The 15,584-nt window shown below is 70.7% G+C and carries 18 protein-coding genes; 10 read left to right on the top strand and 8 right to left on the bottom strand.

Going from position 1 to position 15,584, the window contains the following annotated elements; translation table 11 throughout:
- The 5 genes from AB0J86_RS23280 to AB0J86_RS23260 form a co-directional block, all read right to left on the bottom strand.
- Positions 1–669: a nucleoside triphosphate pyrophosphatase gene (locus AB0J86_RS23280; protein ID WP_363859699.1), complete on the bottom strand. Its 669-nt coding sequence runs from the start codon at positions 667–669 to the stop codon at positions 1–3.
- 31 nt (positions 670–700) lie between these two features.
- Complete coding sequence (gene mycP / locus AB0J86_RS23275) at positions 701–1,885, bottom strand: type VII secretion-associated serine protease mycosin (RefSeq protein ID WP_363859698.1); 1,185 nt, start codon at positions 1,883–1,885, stop codon at positions 701–703.
- The gene (locus AB0J86_RS23270) at positions 1,882–3,216 is read right to left on the bottom strand and encodes a hypothetical protein (protein ID WP_363859697.1); all 1,335 of its coding nucleotides are present in this window, start codon (positions 3,214–3,216) and stop codon (positions 1,882–1,884) included. The genes mycP and AB0J86_RS23270 overlap by 4 nt, the downstream gene beginning before the upstream one ends.
- Positions 3,216–3,671: a hypothetical protein gene (locus AB0J86_RS23265; RefSeq protein WP_363859696.1), complete on the bottom strand. Its 456-nt coding sequence runs from the start codon at positions 3,669–3,671 to the stop codon at positions 3,216–3,218. Before AB0J86_RS23265 ends, AB0J86_RS23270 begins: the two co-directional genes overlap by 1 nt.
- A gap of 88 nt (positions 3,672–3,759) precedes the next feature.
- Positions 3,760–3,987 (bottom strand): acyl-CoA carboxylase subunit epsilon, encoded by a 228-nt coding sequence (locus tag AB0J86_RS23260; protein ID WP_363859695.1) that lies wholly within the window; start codon positions 3,985–3,987, stop codon positions 3,760–3,762.
- Positions 3,988–4,078: 91 nt separating this feature from the next.
- On the opposite strand from AB0J86_RS23260, the gene AB0J86_RS23255 reads away from it, so the two are divergent.
- From AB0J86_RS23255 to AB0J86_RS23225, 7 genes are all read left to right on the top strand, one after another.
- Positions 4,079–6,136 carry a serine/threonine-protein kinase gene (locus AB0J86_RS23255; protein ID WP_363859694.1) on the top strand — a complete coding sequence of 686 codons (2,058 nt, stop codon included), beginning with the start codon at positions 4,079–4,081 and terminating at the stop codon, positions 6,134–6,136.
- A 153-nt stretch (positions 6,137–6,289) separates the two neighbouring features.
- Positions 6,290–6,607: a type VII secretion target gene (locus AB0J86_RS23250; protein WP_363859693.1), complete on the top strand. Its 318-nt coding sequence runs from the start codon at positions 6,290–6,292 to the stop codon at positions 6,605–6,607.
- The gene (locus tag AB0J86_RS23245) at positions 6,604–7,809 is read left to right on the top strand and encodes a hypothetical protein (protein ID WP_363859692.1); all 1,206 of its coding nucleotides are present in this window, start codon (positions 6,604–6,606) and stop codon (positions 7,807–7,809) included. Before AB0J86_RS23250 ends, AB0J86_RS23245 begins: the two co-directional genes overlap by 4 nt.
- A 20-nt stretch (positions 7,810–7,829) precedes the next feature.
- On the top strand, positions 7,830–8,075 hold the full coding sequence (locus AB0J86_RS23240) for a hypothetical protein (RefSeq protein ID WP_363859691.1): 246 nt from the start codon (positions 7,830–7,832) through the stop codon (positions 8,073–8,075).
- Between the two features lie 81 nt (positions 8,076–8,156).
- On the top strand, positions 8,157–8,342 hold the full coding sequence (locus tag AB0J86_RS23235; protein ID WP_363859690.1) for a hypothetical protein: 186 nt from the start codon (positions 8,157–8,159) through the stop codon (positions 8,340–8,342).
- Positions 8,343–9,407: 1,065 nt separating this feature from the next.
- Entirely contained in the window at positions 9,408–9,596 is a 189-nt protein-coding gene (locus AB0J86_RS23230) for a DUF4926 domain-containing protein (protein WP_363859689.1), read from the top strand.
- Positions 9,597–9,768: 172 nt separating this feature from the next.
- Positions 9,769–10,044 carry a hypothetical protein gene (locus AB0J86_RS23225; protein ID WP_363859688.1) on the top strand — a complete coding sequence of 92 codons (276 nt, stop codon included), beginning with the start codon at positions 9,769–9,771 and terminating at the stop codon, positions 10,042–10,044.
- A 142-nt stretch (positions 10,045–10,186) separates the two neighbouring features.
- Here the strand turns inward: AB0J86_RS23225 and AB0J86_RS23220 are convergent, their stop codons facing one another.
- From AB0J86_RS23220 to AB0J86_RS23210, 3 genes are all read right to left on the bottom strand, one after another.
- A complete protein-coding gene (locus tag AB0J86_RS23220; RefSeq protein WP_363859687.1) occupies positions 10,187–10,960 on the bottom strand; it encodes a GH25 family lysozyme in 774 nt (257 codons plus the stop codon).
- 126 nt (positions 10,961–11,086) lie between these two features.
- Entirely contained in the window at positions 11,087–12,049 is a 963-nt protein-coding gene (locus tag AB0J86_RS23215; protein WP_363859686.1) for a zinc-binding dehydrogenase, read from the bottom strand.
- A gap of 4 nt (positions 12,050–12,053) precedes the next feature.
- Positions 12,054–12,452: a PPOX class F420-dependent oxidoreductase gene (locus AB0J86_RS23210; protein ID WP_363859685.1), complete on the bottom strand. Its 399-nt coding sequence runs from the start codon at positions 12,450–12,452 to the stop codon at positions 12,054–12,056.
- A gap of 93 nt (positions 12,453–12,545) precedes the next feature.
- Here AB0J86_RS23210 and AB0J86_RS23205 point away from each other — a divergent pair, with 93 nt between their 5' ends.
- From AB0J86_RS23205 to AB0J86_RS23195, 3 genes are all read left to right on the top strand, one after another.
- Positions 12,546–13,295 (top strand): M50 family metallopeptidase, encoded by a 750-nt coding sequence (locus AB0J86_RS23205; protein WP_363859684.1) that lies wholly within the window; start codon positions 12,546–12,548, stop codon positions 13,293–13,295.
- A gap of 84 nt (positions 13,296–13,379) precedes the next feature.
- Positions 13,380–14,303: an RNA polymerase sigma factor SigJ gene (gene sigJ / locus AB0J86_RS23200; RefSeq protein ID WP_363859683.1), complete on the top strand. Its 924-nt coding sequence runs from the start codon at positions 13,380–13,382 to the stop codon at positions 14,301–14,303.
- A gap of 83 nt (positions 14,304–14,386) precedes the next feature.
- On the top strand, positions 14,387–15,370 hold the full coding sequence (locus AB0J86_RS23195; protein WP_363859682.1) for a 2-dehydropantoate 2-reductase N-terminal domain-containing protein: 984 nt from the start codon (positions 14,387–14,389) through the stop codon (positions 15,368–15,370).
- The last annotated feature ends 214 nt before the right edge of the window (positions 15,371–15,584 follow it).

The raw sequence follows: 15,584 nt of genomic DNA, 5'->3' as shown, positions 1-15,584 counted from the left end.
TTAGTCCAGTGGGGCCGGACCGGGCTGACCCGGCCCGGGCGCGGGCCAGACGCCCGTCCACAGGTCCGTGATCTGTACGCCCAGGTCGCCGAGGAGGGTACGGAACAGCGGCAGCGACAGCCCGATCACCGTACCCGGGTCGCCCTCCACCCGTTCCACGAACGGGCCGCCCAGACCGTCGATCGTGAAGGCGCCCGCGACGTGCAACGGCTCGCCCGTGGCGACGTACGCGGCGATCTCGGCATCGGTGATCTCGGCGAAGTGCACCGTGGTGCTGGCGGCCGTCGCCGCCTCCTTGCCGCTGGCGAGGTCGAGCAGGCAGTGCCCGGTGTGCAGCACCCCCGCCCGGCCGCGCATCCGCCGCCAGCGCGCGGTCGCGTCGGCGGCGTCGGTCGGCTTGCCGAGGACCGCACCCTCGAACGCCAGGACCGAGTCGCACCCGAGTACCAGCGTTCCAGGCGCCGCGCTGCCGCGAATCGTGTCCGCCACGGCGTGTGCCTTCCGGCGGGCAAGCTCCAGGGACAAATCGTCTGCCCGTTCGGTCTGAACCTGTGACTCGTCGATGCCGCTGACGATCACCTCAGGCTCGATGCCGGCGGCACGCAGCACCTTCAGGCGGGCCGGGCTGGCCGAGGCGAGGACGAGGTGGGGAGCAGGTGTCGTTCGCACGACCGGTGACGCTACCCGTTCGGCAACCGGTTCAGCCGTCGGTCCCGCCCGCGGCGGGTCCGCCACCGGACCCGGCCGAGCCGGTGACCCGGCCGGCGCCGGCCGCCCTGCGGCGGCGGTGCGAGAGTACGACCAGCAGCCCGATCGCGAGCGCGACCACGAGCAGGAGCCCGGCGACGAGCAGGAGAGTGTCCCCGCTGCCGTTAGAGGGCTGCCTCGGCGGCGCGGCGACCGGGTCGCTCTCCGCCGGGCTCGGGTCCGCGCTGGGCGTACCGGTCGCCAACGGCGGTACGTCCGCGGTCAGCGCCGCGACCAGGTCGAGGATGCCGTAGCCGTACTCCTCGTCGCGTCCCGGGGCACCCTTGTCGACCGCCGTCGCGGTGAGCCGGTGTACGACCTCCTGCGCGGACAGGTTCGGGTACTTGCTCCGTACCAGCGCCGCCGCCCCCGAAACGATAGCGGCGGAGTCGGAGGTGCCTGTTCCCGCGCGGTAGGCGCCGTTGGGTCTGGTGGTGTAGATGTCGGTCCCGGGCGCTGCTATCGCTATCTTCCGGCCAGTAACCGAAACGTTTGAAAGGTTACTATTGCGATCCGTTGCGCTTACTGCCAACACTCCTGGAAGGAAGGCGGGGAAAGTTACGCCAAAATCGCGAGGCTTATTGCCGGCGCCGGCGACAATCAAAACGTCTGCCCTAACTGCTGCTGTCACGGCCTTGTCGAGGGATGGCGACGGTCCGCTGCTTGAAGAGATGTTGATGACCCTTGCGCCATGTGAAACAGCGTAATTTATTCCCTGTGCAATGTTGTCTGCATTTCCTGCCTGAGAGCTTGTTTCGTCTCTGATTGGCAAGATCTTAGCTTGGGGCGCAATTCCAAGCGCCCCGCTGTTGCCGTGGCCGTGGGCTGCAATAATTCCGGCCATTCCGGTGCCGTGTGAGTCTGTGTCGCCTTGACCGTTACCACGTCCACCCGCAATAACGTCCGTTCCTTGCAAAAGGTTATTGCGGAGGTCCGGGTGCGGGTCGACGCCGGTGTCGATGACCGCGACGGTGACGCCCTCGCCTTGGCTGATCTTGTGTGCCTCGGCTACGCGGAGGTACCGCAGGTGCCACTGGTCGTCACGGATTCGGTCCGCCTGGGCGGGACCGGCGGGCAGCACGGCGACGGCCGTGGCGGTCAGCACCGCCACGGCCGTCTTGATGGCACGCAAACTCACCGATCGAAGCCGATCGCCGGCCCCGGGTCGATTCGGCCGTTCTCCCTGGACGGCAGCACGACCGGGGCGACGCCCTCGTCGGTCGCCCAGGGGTTGTCCGGATCCCACCGCTGGCCGGTCTCTTCCTCACCGTGCTGGAACTTGCGCCCGGTTGGAGCCATGCCGGCCGCCCCGCGTTGGCCGCCCATCGGCATGCCGGACGCGCTGCCGTTGCCACCGATCACCCCACCGATCGGGTTGATCCGTCGCGCGGCAGCCCCGGCACCCCCGGGCTGGCCGAGGCCCATGCCGGGCTGCCCGCCGATCAGCCCGCCCGGCGGCATCGCCCGAGGCGTGTTCATCAAGCCCATTGGGCCCGGCTTCGCCATCGGGCCCGTGGTCGGGTTGTACGGCAGCCCCGTGACGTAGTTCGTCGGCGGCAGCGGCCCGGGCGGTATCGGCGGCAGGCCGATGGTGGGCGGCGGAGGCGGTGTCGGCGGGAAGGGCGCCGGCGGGGTGGGCGTGATCGGAGGCGCCGGCGGCGGGAGCACCGGCTGAGCTCCGCCCAGGATCGGACCAGTCGACGGAGGAGTCGGCGTCGGCACCGGCTGCAGGTTCGTGGGCATCGACCCGTGCGACGGCGCGTGCGTGGGCGTCGACACCGTCATGATCGGCGGGATCGGCGGCGGTGCGGACCCGCCGCCCCCTCCCCCTCCGCCTCCGCCATAGACATCCGGGTCGGACTCAATCCCACCCTTGGACGGCTTGTACGTCGGTGGCGGCTTGATCTGAACCTGGGCCGAGGCGAGTTCACCGCCCAGTTTCGACATGATGCCGCGGGCCTTGTTGTTCAACCGCTCCAGCTCGGCCTGGTCCGTGGGCGACGGACCGGGCGACGGTGACGGCGTCGGGGTTGCGATCTCCGAGCTGGGCACCGAGGGCATGGAAGAGGCCGACGAGTTCGCCGACTGCTTCTTCTGGGCGTACTCCTGGTAGACCTTTTCGAGGTCGTACCGGGCCATGCTGATGGCGCTGATCGCGCTCGAAGAGGTGGTGTAGTTCGCGATCGCCACGTCGTACGTCTGCTGGACGTTTTCGATCAGATAGTCCAGCCGCTCGACGTACGCCTTGGCAGCATCACTCTTCTCCGGGTTCCACGCCTCGATCAGCTTGTCGCGGTATTCCTTCAGCCGGAAGAGGTGCGTCGAGGTGAGCTCGTACGTCTTCTTCCAGCCGGCGACCTGCTTCCAGTGGTTGTCGGTCTGCTGGTCCTTCAGCATGGCCCACATGTCCGACACCTCGTAGGCGTACCAGTTGGTGCCGGAGCTGCCTCCGCCCTCTGCGGGGATCATCAGTAGTTCACCTCCGGGATGTCGGTGTCGGTCGCCGCGTAGGGATCGGTGGTCACCGGCGCCGTGGGCTTCGCGGCGGCCGTCTTGTCCAGCGCGACCTCGACATCCTTGACGCGTGCGGCCGAGAAGGCGTCGGCGTTGCCGTAGTTCTTGCTCACCTCGTCGGCGGCCGTGGCGAAGCCGCCCGTCGCGTCCCGGTAGTGGTGCACGATCTCGTTCGTACCCGCGAGGGACTCCCGATGGACCGTGAGGAACGAGTAGAGCTCGCCGAACCGGGGGTCCACGGGAGGGAGCTGGACGCTCATGTCCTCGTTCACGTACTCGAGGTGCGGCGCGTAGTTCTTCGTCACCTCGTCGCGCAGCTGTTTGGCGAACTCCTCCATCTTGGAGATGTCGGCCTCGATCGCGCTGTAGTCGCGTAACCAGGCCGGTCCGCGGTCTTCCTCAGGTATCACCGTTGCCCCTCCCCAGGCATGACAGCCGATCTACCCCACCGTGAGATTAGTAGGTCACGGCCAGCGGGGCAGCCCCGTTCGGGCCGCGTTAGTGGGGGAGTCCGGACGTCCGCCAGGCGTCGACACCGGGCCGCGCCGGAACTCCGGACGCGGACACGGTACCGGGTCGGGCGCGCGTGGCCCAGACCGAGGGCGTGGGGGCGGCGGCCGGTGCGGCCGGACGGGGCCGGGCGAAGATCACTCCGACCAGTGCCGCCAGCTCCTCGTCGGTAGGAATGCCGCGAATCACCCGGAACACTGGCTCATGCTCAGACATTGGACCAGCGTACGACGGTGTCAACTGACCGACGTCTCATAATGGCGTGCCGCAGGTATGACGTTGGCGGCGGCCGGGTACCGTCACCGGGATGGCCAACGCGTCCCCCCAACTCGTCGCTGACCGATATCGGCTAGTGGAGCCGCTCGGTCAGGGCGGCATGGGCCGCGTCTGGAAGGCCCGTGACGAGGTGCTGCACCGCGATGTGGCGATCAAAGAGCTGGTACCGCCGCCGGGCCTGACCGACGACGAACGCCGGGAGATGCGCGAGCGGTCCCTGCGTGAGGCCCGTGCCATCGCCCGACTCAACCATGCCAACGTGGTCCGCGTCTTCGACGTGCTCCGCACCGACGGCGATCCGTGGATCGTCATGGAGTACATCCCGTCGCGCTCGCTCCAGGACGTCCTCGCCAACGACGGGCCCGTCCCACCGGCCCGCGCGGCGGAGATCGGCCTGGGTGTGCTGGGCGCACTCCGGGCCGCGCACCGCGCCGGCGTGATGCACCGTGACATCAAGCCGGGCAACGTGCTGCTCGGCCACGACGGCCGGGTGGTGCTCACCGACTTCGGGCTGGCCACCGTACCCGGGGACCCGAACGTGACCCGGACGGGGCTGGTGCTCGGCTCGCCGGCGTACATCGCACCGGAGCGCGCCCGGGACGGCACGGCCGGTCCCGAGGCGGACCTGTGGTCGCTCGGCGCGACGCTCTACGCGGCGGTGGAGGGGCAGTCGCCGTACGCCCGTCCCTCCGCGATCGGGACGCTCGCGGCCCTCGCGACCGAGCCGTTGCCGCCGCCGAAGAACGCCGGCGCGCTCAAGCCGGTGCTCGTCGGACTGCTCCGCAAGGATCCCACCCAGCGCATCACCGCGGAGACGGCGGAGCGGTTGCTGCGCAAGGCGACCGGTCGTACGCGCGGGGCGATGTCGCTGCTGGACGGGGTACGCCGACCCGGGCCGAACGGACCGCGGGAGGCGCGCGGCACCCTGGTACCGCAGCCGCGCCCGGCCGAGGAACGTCCTCCGGCGCCGCCCGTGACGCCACCGGCGGCCCCGGAGCCGACGCCGGCGGATCCGACGGAGGCGGCGACCCGCGTCGACGTCGGCGGGCCGGTGCCCGAGACGTCCGCTCCGGCCGGCGCCGGCGGGGCGGAGCCGACCGCGAAGGTACCCACCCCGGCGCCCCGCGACGCCGGTGCGTCGTCCGAGGACAGGCAGAGCGGCTCGACCGCACGTCCCGCTGCGAGCGGGTCCGGTACCGCCGAGCCTCCGACCCAGCTCCTGTCGGGCTCGCAGAAGCCCGCCGAGCCCACCCAACTCGTGCCCGGGCCGGGCCGTACCGCCGAGGAGCGGAAGGCCGAGCCTCCGGCGGCGGCCGCGAGCGCACCGGTGCTCGGACCGCCGGCCACCGTCGCGCGCGGCGACCGGGAGAACCCGGTCGGTGCGGCCCTGGCCGGGCTGCCCGGGCCGCGCCGCAACTGGATCATCGGCGCGGTGGTCGTGCTGATCCTGCTCGCCCTGGTCATCATCGTCCCGCTGGCCACTCGCGACTCCGGGAACAACACCGGGGCTCAGACCGGTACGGACAACTCGCCGTCCGCGTCGAGCCCGTCGGCGGCTCCTACCTCCGCGCCGGCCCCGCCCCCGCCGACCAGCGCCGCGCCCACGGTCACCGCGTCGGCGACCCCGTCCGGTCCGGGCGAGCCCGTGATCCCTGCGGGCTGGAAGCTGTACCGGGACCCGCAGGAGGGCTTCTCCGTTCCGGTGCCGGACGGGTGGCGGGTGGAGCGGCGCAACGACGGCAACATCTATTTCCGTGGCGGCGACGGCCGGTGGTTCCTGGTGGGTTGGACCGACAGCCCGAAGTCGGACGCGCTGGCGGACTGGCGGGATCAGGAGCGCAGGCGCAAGGGAGACTATCCCGGCTACGAGCTGGTCGCGATGCGCCGCGTCGACTACTGGAACGAAGCCGCCGACTGGGAATGGCGCCAGAACCGGGACGGCGTCCGGGTCCACACCATCAACCGGGGCTTCGTCACGGGCCCCAAGCACGGGTACGCGATCCGGTGGGAGACGCCCGAGTCCGTCTGGCAACAGAACCTGCCGAACTTCCAGGTGATCGTGGACGGATTCCGGCCCGCAAGCAACTAGGGTCTCATCGCCGTCCGACGGTCCGACGCCGACTCTGGTCTCGCAGTGCGAGCGTGGGGTCGCGGCGGGTGACGAGGTTTGACTAGTCTGGTCCGGCTCAACGGATCGGGCTGGTGCGGCCCGGTACGGATTCGACCGCTGGGAGGGTCGCCGATGGCTCGTGGCGTTGCGGTTCCGGCCGACGCGCTGGTCGGTCACGCCGGCGCCGTCGACCGGATCGGCGGCGAGGTCCTGCGCGGCCTGGACGCCGCCCGGCAGGTGCGCCTCGGCTCGGACGCGTACGGTCAGCTGTGCCGGATGCTTCCCGGCATGCTCGACCCGTTGCACGACCGGCTCGATCACGTGCTCTCCGAAGCACGCGGGGCGCTGGACGAGTCGGCCCGATCGTTGCGTACGGCCGCCGTCCGCTACGAGGCCTCGGACGCCGACGCGGCGGTCCGGCTCGGTTCGCCGGGATCCGGGGACCGGTGACGGGTACGGCCAATCCGCTCGTCGAGGCGCGGGTGGACAGTACCGGCGGTTGGACCGGCATCGGTCTGGCCGAAGACATCCAGCTGCTGGTCTCCGCCTTCGAGGGCGGGTCGTGGATCGACGGAACCATCGGCGGGTTCGCCGCGGGCTTGGACGTGCTCGCCACGGTCACCGACCCGCTCGGTCAGCTCGTCTCGTGGGGCGTCGCCTGGCTGATCGAGCACGTCAAGCCGCTCTCCGACGCGCTCGACCGGTTGGCCGGCGATCCGGATCAGATCACGGCGTACGCGGGAACCTGGACGAACGTCGCGGCCGCGATGCGGGACGCGGCGGCGGATCTGGACCAGGCGGTACAGGCCGATTTGGCCGGTTGGCAGGGCGCCGCCGGGGACGCGTACCGGCGGTATGCCGGGGAGCAGCACGAGGCGCTCGTGACGGCCGGGTCGGGCGCGGAGGCGATGGCGACCGTCACGCTGGGCGCGGGGCTGGTCGTCGCGCTGGTACGTGAGGTCGTGCGCGACCTCATCGCCGAGTTCGTCTCGGTGTTGGCGGTACGGCTCTGGGAGTGGTTGGCCATCGCCGGCGGCACCCTCGGCGCGGGCCTGCCGTGGGTGGCCGCGCAGGTCTCCTCGCTGGCGGCGAAGTGGGCCGCGAAGATCGCCCGATTGTTGACGGGCCTGATCAGCAGTCTGCGCCGCCTCGCCCCGATGCTGTCGCGGCTGGACGACATCCTGCGGCAGCTCCGCGACCTCCTGGCCCGCCTGGCCCGCACCGAGCCCGCATTAACCCGCCCAGCGGTGAGGCGGCAACCGGGGTTACATTCTCGATCAGGCGCCCTCACTAATCGTCAGGTATTGGACGGCGGCCTTGGGCTGCCACGTACACGAGAAATGGTGGACCACTACGCACGGTTGGCCGAGGTCGACCTTGACGGGGTCAACCTTGAGATCATTGAAAGTTCTGACGACGCGGCCTACCTCGATTTCGCGCAGGCCGCAGCACGTACAGATGATAAGGGTATCCAGTTGGGGCCGGCGGCTTTCCAAGACGAAGAGACGCTCGTACGCACGATTGCCCATGAGCGGGTGCACGTAGACCAGTACCGTGAGGGCAGGATCAGTACCCTCACAGGGCCCCTGGAAGACGAGGCGTACGCCGTCGAGGACCGTTACGTGGAAAATTGGCGGAGGAACAAGGGTTGAGCGCGTTGACTGGTTCGCGGATGACGGTGGAGTTCGTTCACAGGATCTCCGGACGTTCCTTAGTGCTGGTTTCCGGGCGGCTTGAAGGGGCTGCCCTGCGCATCGGCGACGAAATCGCGGTACGAACCGGGGACGGGCCGGAGATCCGAACCGTCGTCCGGACCGTTGAGATGCACGGGCCGCCCGGCGTAGCCACTATCGGCGTCGACGGCAGTCTGTCGGACCGTATCGAGGTCGGCAGCTCCATAACTGCCCACCCAAGCTGATTCGATCCCGCGGTGCGAGCGTGGGCCTGCGGCGGGTGACGGGACTTTACTAGCCTGGGTCGGCTCAAGGATCGGGCCGGCATGGCTCGTGGCGTTGAGGTCTCGGCGGACGCGTTGGTTCGGTCACACTCCGATTCCGGACCGGCGAGCTTTGCAGACGAGGAGGTCCTCGCGGCGACCATCGCGCGCGAGTACGACCATGTGCTGCAGCAGCGTGCCGGCGAGCACCTGCGGCGTCCGCTTGCCGCGCTTGAGGACGAGGCGTAGCGAGTGGAGACCGACGCTCTCGAACGCTTAGGAGACACAAATGACGCCTGTCAGATTCAGAGTTGACAAGGTGTTCGATATCCCCGCTCGCGGTGGTCTACTTGCCTGTGGCGCGGTGCTCAGTGGCGAAATCGTCGGAGTGTCATCTCTGATGGACGAGGAAACGTATCAGCCTATACGCATTTTGGGAGTCGACTTTCCTACTCCGAAGACTCGACGTACCGGTCAAGTTGTTCTCGTCGTCGCCCGGGAAGACGCCGGATGCGCCATCCCGGGTAGGGTCTGGCGGGAAGAGACCGTCCCATTTGGCTAGAGCTGGTGCTGGTTCCCAGGGCGGCTCGAAGGGGCTGACCTGCGCGTCGGCGACGAGATCGCGGTACGAACCGGGGGTGGGTTGGAGATCCGAACCGTCGTCCGGACCGTCGAGCTGCACGGGCCGCCCGGCGTGGCCACTATCGGCGTCGACGGCAGTCTGTCGGGCCGCATCGAGGTTGGTAGCTCCATAACTGCCGCCCCAAGGTGATCATCTCTTGAGCCGCCGCGAGGCTGAAGGGAGGTGAGTCCGTGGCGAGTCTCTGGGAGGCGTGGGTCGATGCGTACGAGCAGGTCTATCGGGCACTTCCGGCGCGGAGTGTGGTTGTTTGCCCCAGCTGCGGTGACGGTTTTGTGAGGGTTTCCTTCACGGGTGACGACCAGGATCGGGTGGCGTACGCCTCGGTCTGGTGCGACAGTTGCTTGAACGGAATCCTGATATCTCGTACTCGGGCGCCCGTAGGGGTGCCGATGATTCCACCGGGTTTGCCTGCCGAGGAACGCAGGCTGCTCATCCCGAACTATCGGATCATCCCGCCTGAGCCGAACGAGGACGTCGCTGGCGATTCGGCGGTCTTGTAGGCGCGGATAGTAGGACCTGATCGCGGCCGGTCCTCCATGCGTCCACAGGACTTCGGGCGTCCTGGTGCTGGTTTCTTGGCGGCGGGCCGCCGAGCTAGATGGTCCGGAGGACTGGGCGTCCAAACAGGCCGGAATGGTCACGGTTGTTTTCCGCCCAAGAATGGCTGACCGATGAACTTGTTCGACATGGTCGCGCTGACGGTAGGACTGCCCGACGAAGGGCTTCCTGCCGGGAGCGTCGGGACGATCGTGCACGTCTTCGATCAGCCGAGGCGGGCCTACGAGGTGGAGTTCGTCGACGAGGACGGGGAGACCATCGCGACGGCTGCCGTGCGCCCCGAGCAGTTGCGGCAACTGTGAGGGCTGTCCGCTCGCGGGCATCCGCGCCGTGGCGGGCGGGCATCGTCGCCGTTCGGAGTCATCACGTGAGCCCGTTCCTGGCGTGACGAGTGTGCAGGCTCGTTGCCGTCGGGATGCGTGAACTCTGTCCTGGCTGGGTACGAACGATGGCACGACGGAAGGAGGTACGACGATGAGTTACCGCCGACGTGCGGCGAAGCCGAGTGTGGCGCTGTGGATGCTCGTCGCCATTGGCGACGCGGCACTGTTCGTGGCGCATCTGGGCATGGTCGCGTTGGTCGCGCTCGCGAGTGTCGTGACCGTGGCCGTCGCTGCGGCGGGTACGTTGCTCGCGCTGCGGCGCGGCGTATCCGAAAGGCAGACCGCCCCCGCCAGGGCTTCGCTCGCCCCACGTAATTCGTTCGCCATGCGGGTGCCGGTGACGGCGGGTCCGCGTCGGAGGGCGTGAACCACAGGACGGCGAACCACAGGACGGCGTCAGCGGCGGCGGGACCAGCCATCGACCGGATGGCGATAGCCGATCCCGCTGCCGCTGAGTCTGTCTGTCCTCCCACGAATTCCCAGGCGAGGGCGCAGCTTCGAAGAGGATGTCAAGCGGTGTTGTTCGCGAGCGCGACCAGGCGGTCGCGGCTGCCGTTCCAGTAGTCGCGGTCGACGTTGCCGGCGATGCCGGAGACGGCGCCGGTGCTGGTGTACTGCCAGAAGCTCCAGACCGGCGCGCCGGCCGGGAGGGTGCCGGGCGCGCTGGCCCAGCGGGCGAGCCAGAGCGGGTGGTTGGCCCAGAAGCCGGTGTAGCTGCCGGTGCAGGTGTTCCACCAGTTCGTCGTGGTGTAGATGACCGCGTACCGGCCGGTGCGGGAGCGGTACGTGTTCAGGAAGTCGGCGATCCAGTTACGCATCGCGGTCTGGCTGAGGCCGTAGCACTGGGCGCCGCTGGGGTTGTTCTCCAGGTCGACGGCCGCCGGCAGGGTACGGCTGTCGGCGGACCAGGCGCCGCCGTTGCTGGCGAGGTAGTTGGCCTGTACGGCACCGGAGGAGGCGTTCGGCCGGGCGAAGTGGTAGGCCCCGCGGATGACGCCGGCGTTGTAGGCGGCCACGTAGTTGGTGTTGAACTGCGGGTCCTTGTAGTTCGTGCTCTCGGTGGCCTTGATGTAGGCGAACTCGATGCCGCTGTTCCGCACGCTGGTCCAGTTGATCGAACCCTGGTAGTGCGAGACGTCGACGCCGGCCGTGGTGGCGGCCTGCGCCGTACCGGCGGTCACGCCCACCACCGTGCCGGCGGTGGCGGCGATGGCCACGGCGGTGGCCACCAGCCGCCGTACGCGCCGCGATCTGCGCTCGGGGTCCGCTCCGTTGCTGTTCATCGTCCCTCCCAAGGCTGACGAAGCATTGGGATTCATCTTTGAAGGTAAATATCGATGATCGCAAGACTGTTTAAAGATTTCTTCACCAACGGAGCGTGAAAACCTGGTACCGCCAGCCCGGACCGATCACTCGACGAGCAGCAGGGTCTTCCCGATCGTCTGACGGGCCTCGATCGTGGCGTGCGCCCGGGCGGCCTCGGCCAGCGGGTAGGTCTGGCCGATCACCGGCCGGAGCCGCCCGGCCGCCGCCTCGGTCAGGGCCGCCGCGGCCAACTCGTGCGGCGACAGGCCCTGGGAGCCGAAGTCCGCCATCCCGATCACCCGCACGCCCCGGACCTCGGCGTCGCCGGTCTCGGTCATGCTGCCGCTCGCGAGGCCGTGCGGCAGGAAGCGGCCGCCGCGGGCCACCGCCTCGAAGACGGTACGACCGGTCTCGCCGCCCACACCGTCGAAGGCGACGTCGAGCCCCGCCGGCGCCTCCGCCGCGAGACGGTCCGGCCAGCCCGGCGCCGTGTAGTCGACGGTCGCGGTCGCGCCGAGCGAGCGGGCCAGTTCGAGCTTGGACGCGCCGGAGGCGGCGGCGATCACCCGGGCGCCGGCCGCGCTGGCCAACTGCACCAACAGGCTGCCGACCCCGCCGGCGGCCGCCTCGACCAGCACCGACTCCCCGGGCGCCGGGGCCGCCAACCGGTGCAGGCCGAGCGCGGTACGCCCGTCGGCGAGCAGCGCCACCGCGTCGGTCAGGCTGAGCCCCTCCGGTACCGGATGCACACCGTCGGCGGCGGCCACGGCCAGTTCGGCGTACCCGCCCCGGCCGCGGAGGCTGCTCACGACGAGCCTTCCGACCAGCGCCGGATCCACCCGGTCGCCGACGGCGGCGATCGTGCCGCCCACCCCGTTGCCGAGGATGCCGGGCGGGGGTGGGACGGGCCAGGGGGCGCGCCCGGCCCGGACCTGCGTCTCGACGAAGGTCACCCCGGCCACCGCGACCCGGATCAGCACCTCTCCGGCCTCCGGGCGCGGGTCCGGCGCCTCGCCTTCGACGAGCACCTCGGGCCCGCCGGCCCGCCTCCACCACACCGCACGCATCCCGCTACCGCTCCCTCTGCTCGGGGGACGGCACCGGTGCGTCCAGCCCCCAGGACCGGACCCGGCGCGGGTGGATCCGGATGATCTCGCCGCTCATCCCCGGCCGGAGCGGGTCCTGTTCGGTGAGCGCCTCCGCCACCCCGCGGATCTCCACCCCGCGCACCCGCCACGGGTCCAGCGAGGCGATGTCGTCCACCACGAACGAAACCTTCGGGTTGGCCCGTACGTTGCCGAACTTGCGGCTGTCGCCCATCCGGTACCCGCCGATGTCGATGGTGCCCAGGCCGGGGTTGTACCGGAAGCCGACCGGATTGTTCTGCGGAAAGCCGTCGGGCGCGAGCGTGGCGAGCCGGCCCAGGCGCTGGCTCGCGAGGTAGGCCAGCTCCAGCTCCGAAATCTTCATGCGCCCAGCCTGCGACCACAACTTTGGTTGAGGTCAAGCCCAGCCACGCTCGCCATCGTGAATGTTCTTCCGAGTGAGCTACGCTCGCCCCCTATGTCGTTCGACGGGCTCACCGAATTCTGGAACCGGCTCTTCGGGGCGCAACCGGATCCGCCCGCGGCGATCGTCCTGATCACCGCGGTGCTGGCGCTCGTCGTGGTGCTCACCCGGACGCCGTGGCGGATCAGCCGTAACGCGATCACGATCGCCCACGAGGGGGGTCACGCCCTCGCCGCCGTGCTGACCGGGCGCCGGCTGCACGGCATCCGGCTGCACTCCGACACCTCCGGCCTCACCCTGTCGGCCGGCCGGCCGAGCGGCCCCGGCATGATCTTCACGCTGCTCGCCGGCTATGTCGCCCCGTCGCTGATCGGGCTCGCCGGCGCCTGGCTGCTCGGCGCGGGCCGGATCACCCTGCTGCTCTGGGTGGCGGTGGCGCTGCTGCTCGCCATGCTCGTGATGATCCGGAACTTCTACGGCGTGCTCTCGATCCTCGTCACCACCGGCGTGGTCCTCGCCATCTCCTGGTACGCCACGCCGCAGGTGCAGGCCGCGTTCGCGTACGCGGGGGTCTGGTTCCTGCTCTTCGGCGGCGTACGCCCCGTGGGCGAGCTGCAGATCCTCCGGCAGCGCGGGCGGATGCCGGAGTCGGACGCGGACCAGCTCGCGGGCGTCACGAGGGTGCCGGCCCTGCTCTGGGTGGGGCTCTTCTGGGTCGTCAACCTCTTCGCGCTCGGCCTCGGCGCGGGGCAGCTCATCTGGCCACTCCTGACCGGCCTCGGGGTGGACACCGCCGCCCCGTAGCGGGGTGGACACCGCCACCCCGTGGAACGGTGAACACCGCCACCCCGTGGACCCCGGCCGGACGTCCGGCCGTACGGTCGACGGATGACGGATCCGGCCGCCGAGTTCGAGACGCACCGCCGGTACCTGACCGCGGTCGCCTACCGCCTGCTGGGCAGCCGCACGGAGGCCGAGGACGTGGTGCAGGAGGTGTGGCCGCGCTTCGCCGCCGCCCGCCCCGGCATCGACGACCCGCAGGGCTGGCTCACCACCGTCACCGCCCGGCTCTGCCTCGACCTGCTGCGCTCCGCCCGGGTACGCCGGGAGGCGTACGTCGGGACGTGGCTGCCCGAGCCGGACGTCTCCCGCCTGCCCGACCAGAGCGGGTCGACCGCCGACCCGGCGGAGCTGGCGGTACGCCGCGACGAGGTGAGCTACGCCCTGCTCGTGGTGATGGAACGGCTCAGCCCGGAGCAGCGGGTGGCGTTCGTCCTGCACGACGTCTTCGCCGTCCCGTTCGCCGAGATCGGCCGCCTGCTCGGCGGCACCACCGAGGCCGCCCGCCAGCTCGCCTCCCGGGCCCGCCGGACGGTGACCGACCAGGGCGCGTCGCCGTCGCAGCGACCGGACCCCGCCGAGCAGCGCCGCCTGGTCGCCGCGTTCGTCCAGGCCGCCCAGGGCGGGGACCTGGCGGCCCTGCTCGCCGTACTCGCTCCCGACGTCAGCGCGACCGGCGACGGCGGCGGGGTCTTCCCCGCGGGCCGGCGGCCGGTCGTCGGCGCGCAGCAGGTCGCCCGCCTCGTCCTGGGTCTGTTCCGGCAGGTCCACCGCCGGGCGATACGCCTCGCCATCGAACCGGTGCTCGTCAACGGCGACCCGGGCCTGCTGGTCGACGTCGTGACCGGCGCCGCCACGATCCGGGTGAGCATGGCCTTCGCGAGCGCGGGGGGCCGGATCACCCGCATCTACGACCAGCTCGACCCGGCCAAGCTCACGAACCTGCCGCCGATGACCGCGTCACCCCGCTGATCCGGGGAGGCGCGATGACCGCGTCGCCGGGCTGATCGGGGGACGGCCGGTCCGCGCGGATCCGTCCGGAGCAGAATGGTGCGGTGCGATATTTGATCATCGGCGCCGGGGCGGTCGGCGGCACCATCGGCGTGGGACTCAGCCGGGCCGGACACGACGTGACCCTGGTGGCCCGCGGCGCCCACCTCGCCGCGTTGCGGAGCAGGGGCCTGACGTTGGCCACCCCACGGGACGAGTACACCGCCCGCCTCCCCGCCGTCGGCGACCCGGCGGACCTGGTCCTGCCGGCGGACACCGTACTGGTGTTGACGGTCAAGTCGCAGGACACCGAGGCGGCGCTGCGCACCTGGGTGGACGTGCCGGTGCACGGCGGCGGTACGGCCGGCGAGCGGTTGCCGCTGCTGACCGCCCAGAACGGCGTCGCCAACGAGCGGGCCGCGCTGCGCCTCTTCGACCGGGTCCACCCGGTCTGCGTCTGGCTGCCCGCGACCAACCTCGAACCGGGCTCGATCGTCGCGAGCGGCCACCCGCACCCGGGCCTGCTGCACATCGGGCGTTACCCGGCGGGCAGCGACCGTACCGCCGCGGAGATCGCCGCCGAGCTGGCCGGCGCCGGCTTCGTCGCGCCCGTCCGCGACGACGTGATGCGCTGGAAGTACGGCAAGCTGCTGCGCAACCTCGGCAACGGCGTGGAGGCGCTGTTCGGGCGGGGCGCCGCCCCGGACCTCGCCGCCCGGGTACGGGACGAGGGGATGGCCGTCCTGGCCGCCGCCGGCATCGCCCACACCTCCGAGGCGGAGGAGGCGGCCGAGCGGGGCCACCGGGTGGACGTGCACCCGGTACGGGGCCACGAGCGGGCCGGCGGCTCGACCTGGCAGAGCCTGGCCCGGGGCGCCGGCTCGGTGGAGACCGACTACCTCAACGGCGAGATCGTCCTGCTTGGCCGGGAGCACGGCGTACCGACCCCGGCCAACCACGCGGTGCAGCAGGCGGTCCGGCGCGCCCTACGCGACCAGATCCCCGCCGGCCACTTCCCACCCGACCAACTCCACCTGCCACCAGGCTGACCCCGCCGCAGCACCCCGCATTCCGGGCGGCAAGCCCTGACCGGGCCACCCCTGAGCTGCTCCCCCCAACCATCCCCCTCTGTGCGGGGCGGCGCGCTTCAGTGGGGCCGGCCCGCCGTGCCACGCGAAGACATCAAGCCTGACGGGCTTCGCGGGGTACGGCGGCGCCCCCCGCCGCGGGACTTTCCGGTGCTGGAGCCGAGCCGCCCGGTCC

Source organism: Micromonospora sp. NPDC049559 (assembly GCF_040676675.1).
Classification (GTDB): domain Bacteria; phylum Actinomycetota; class Actinomycetes; order Mycobacteriales; family Micromonosporaceae; genus JBFAPK01.
This window is presented reverse-complemented; position numbering and strand designations above follow the sequence as displayed.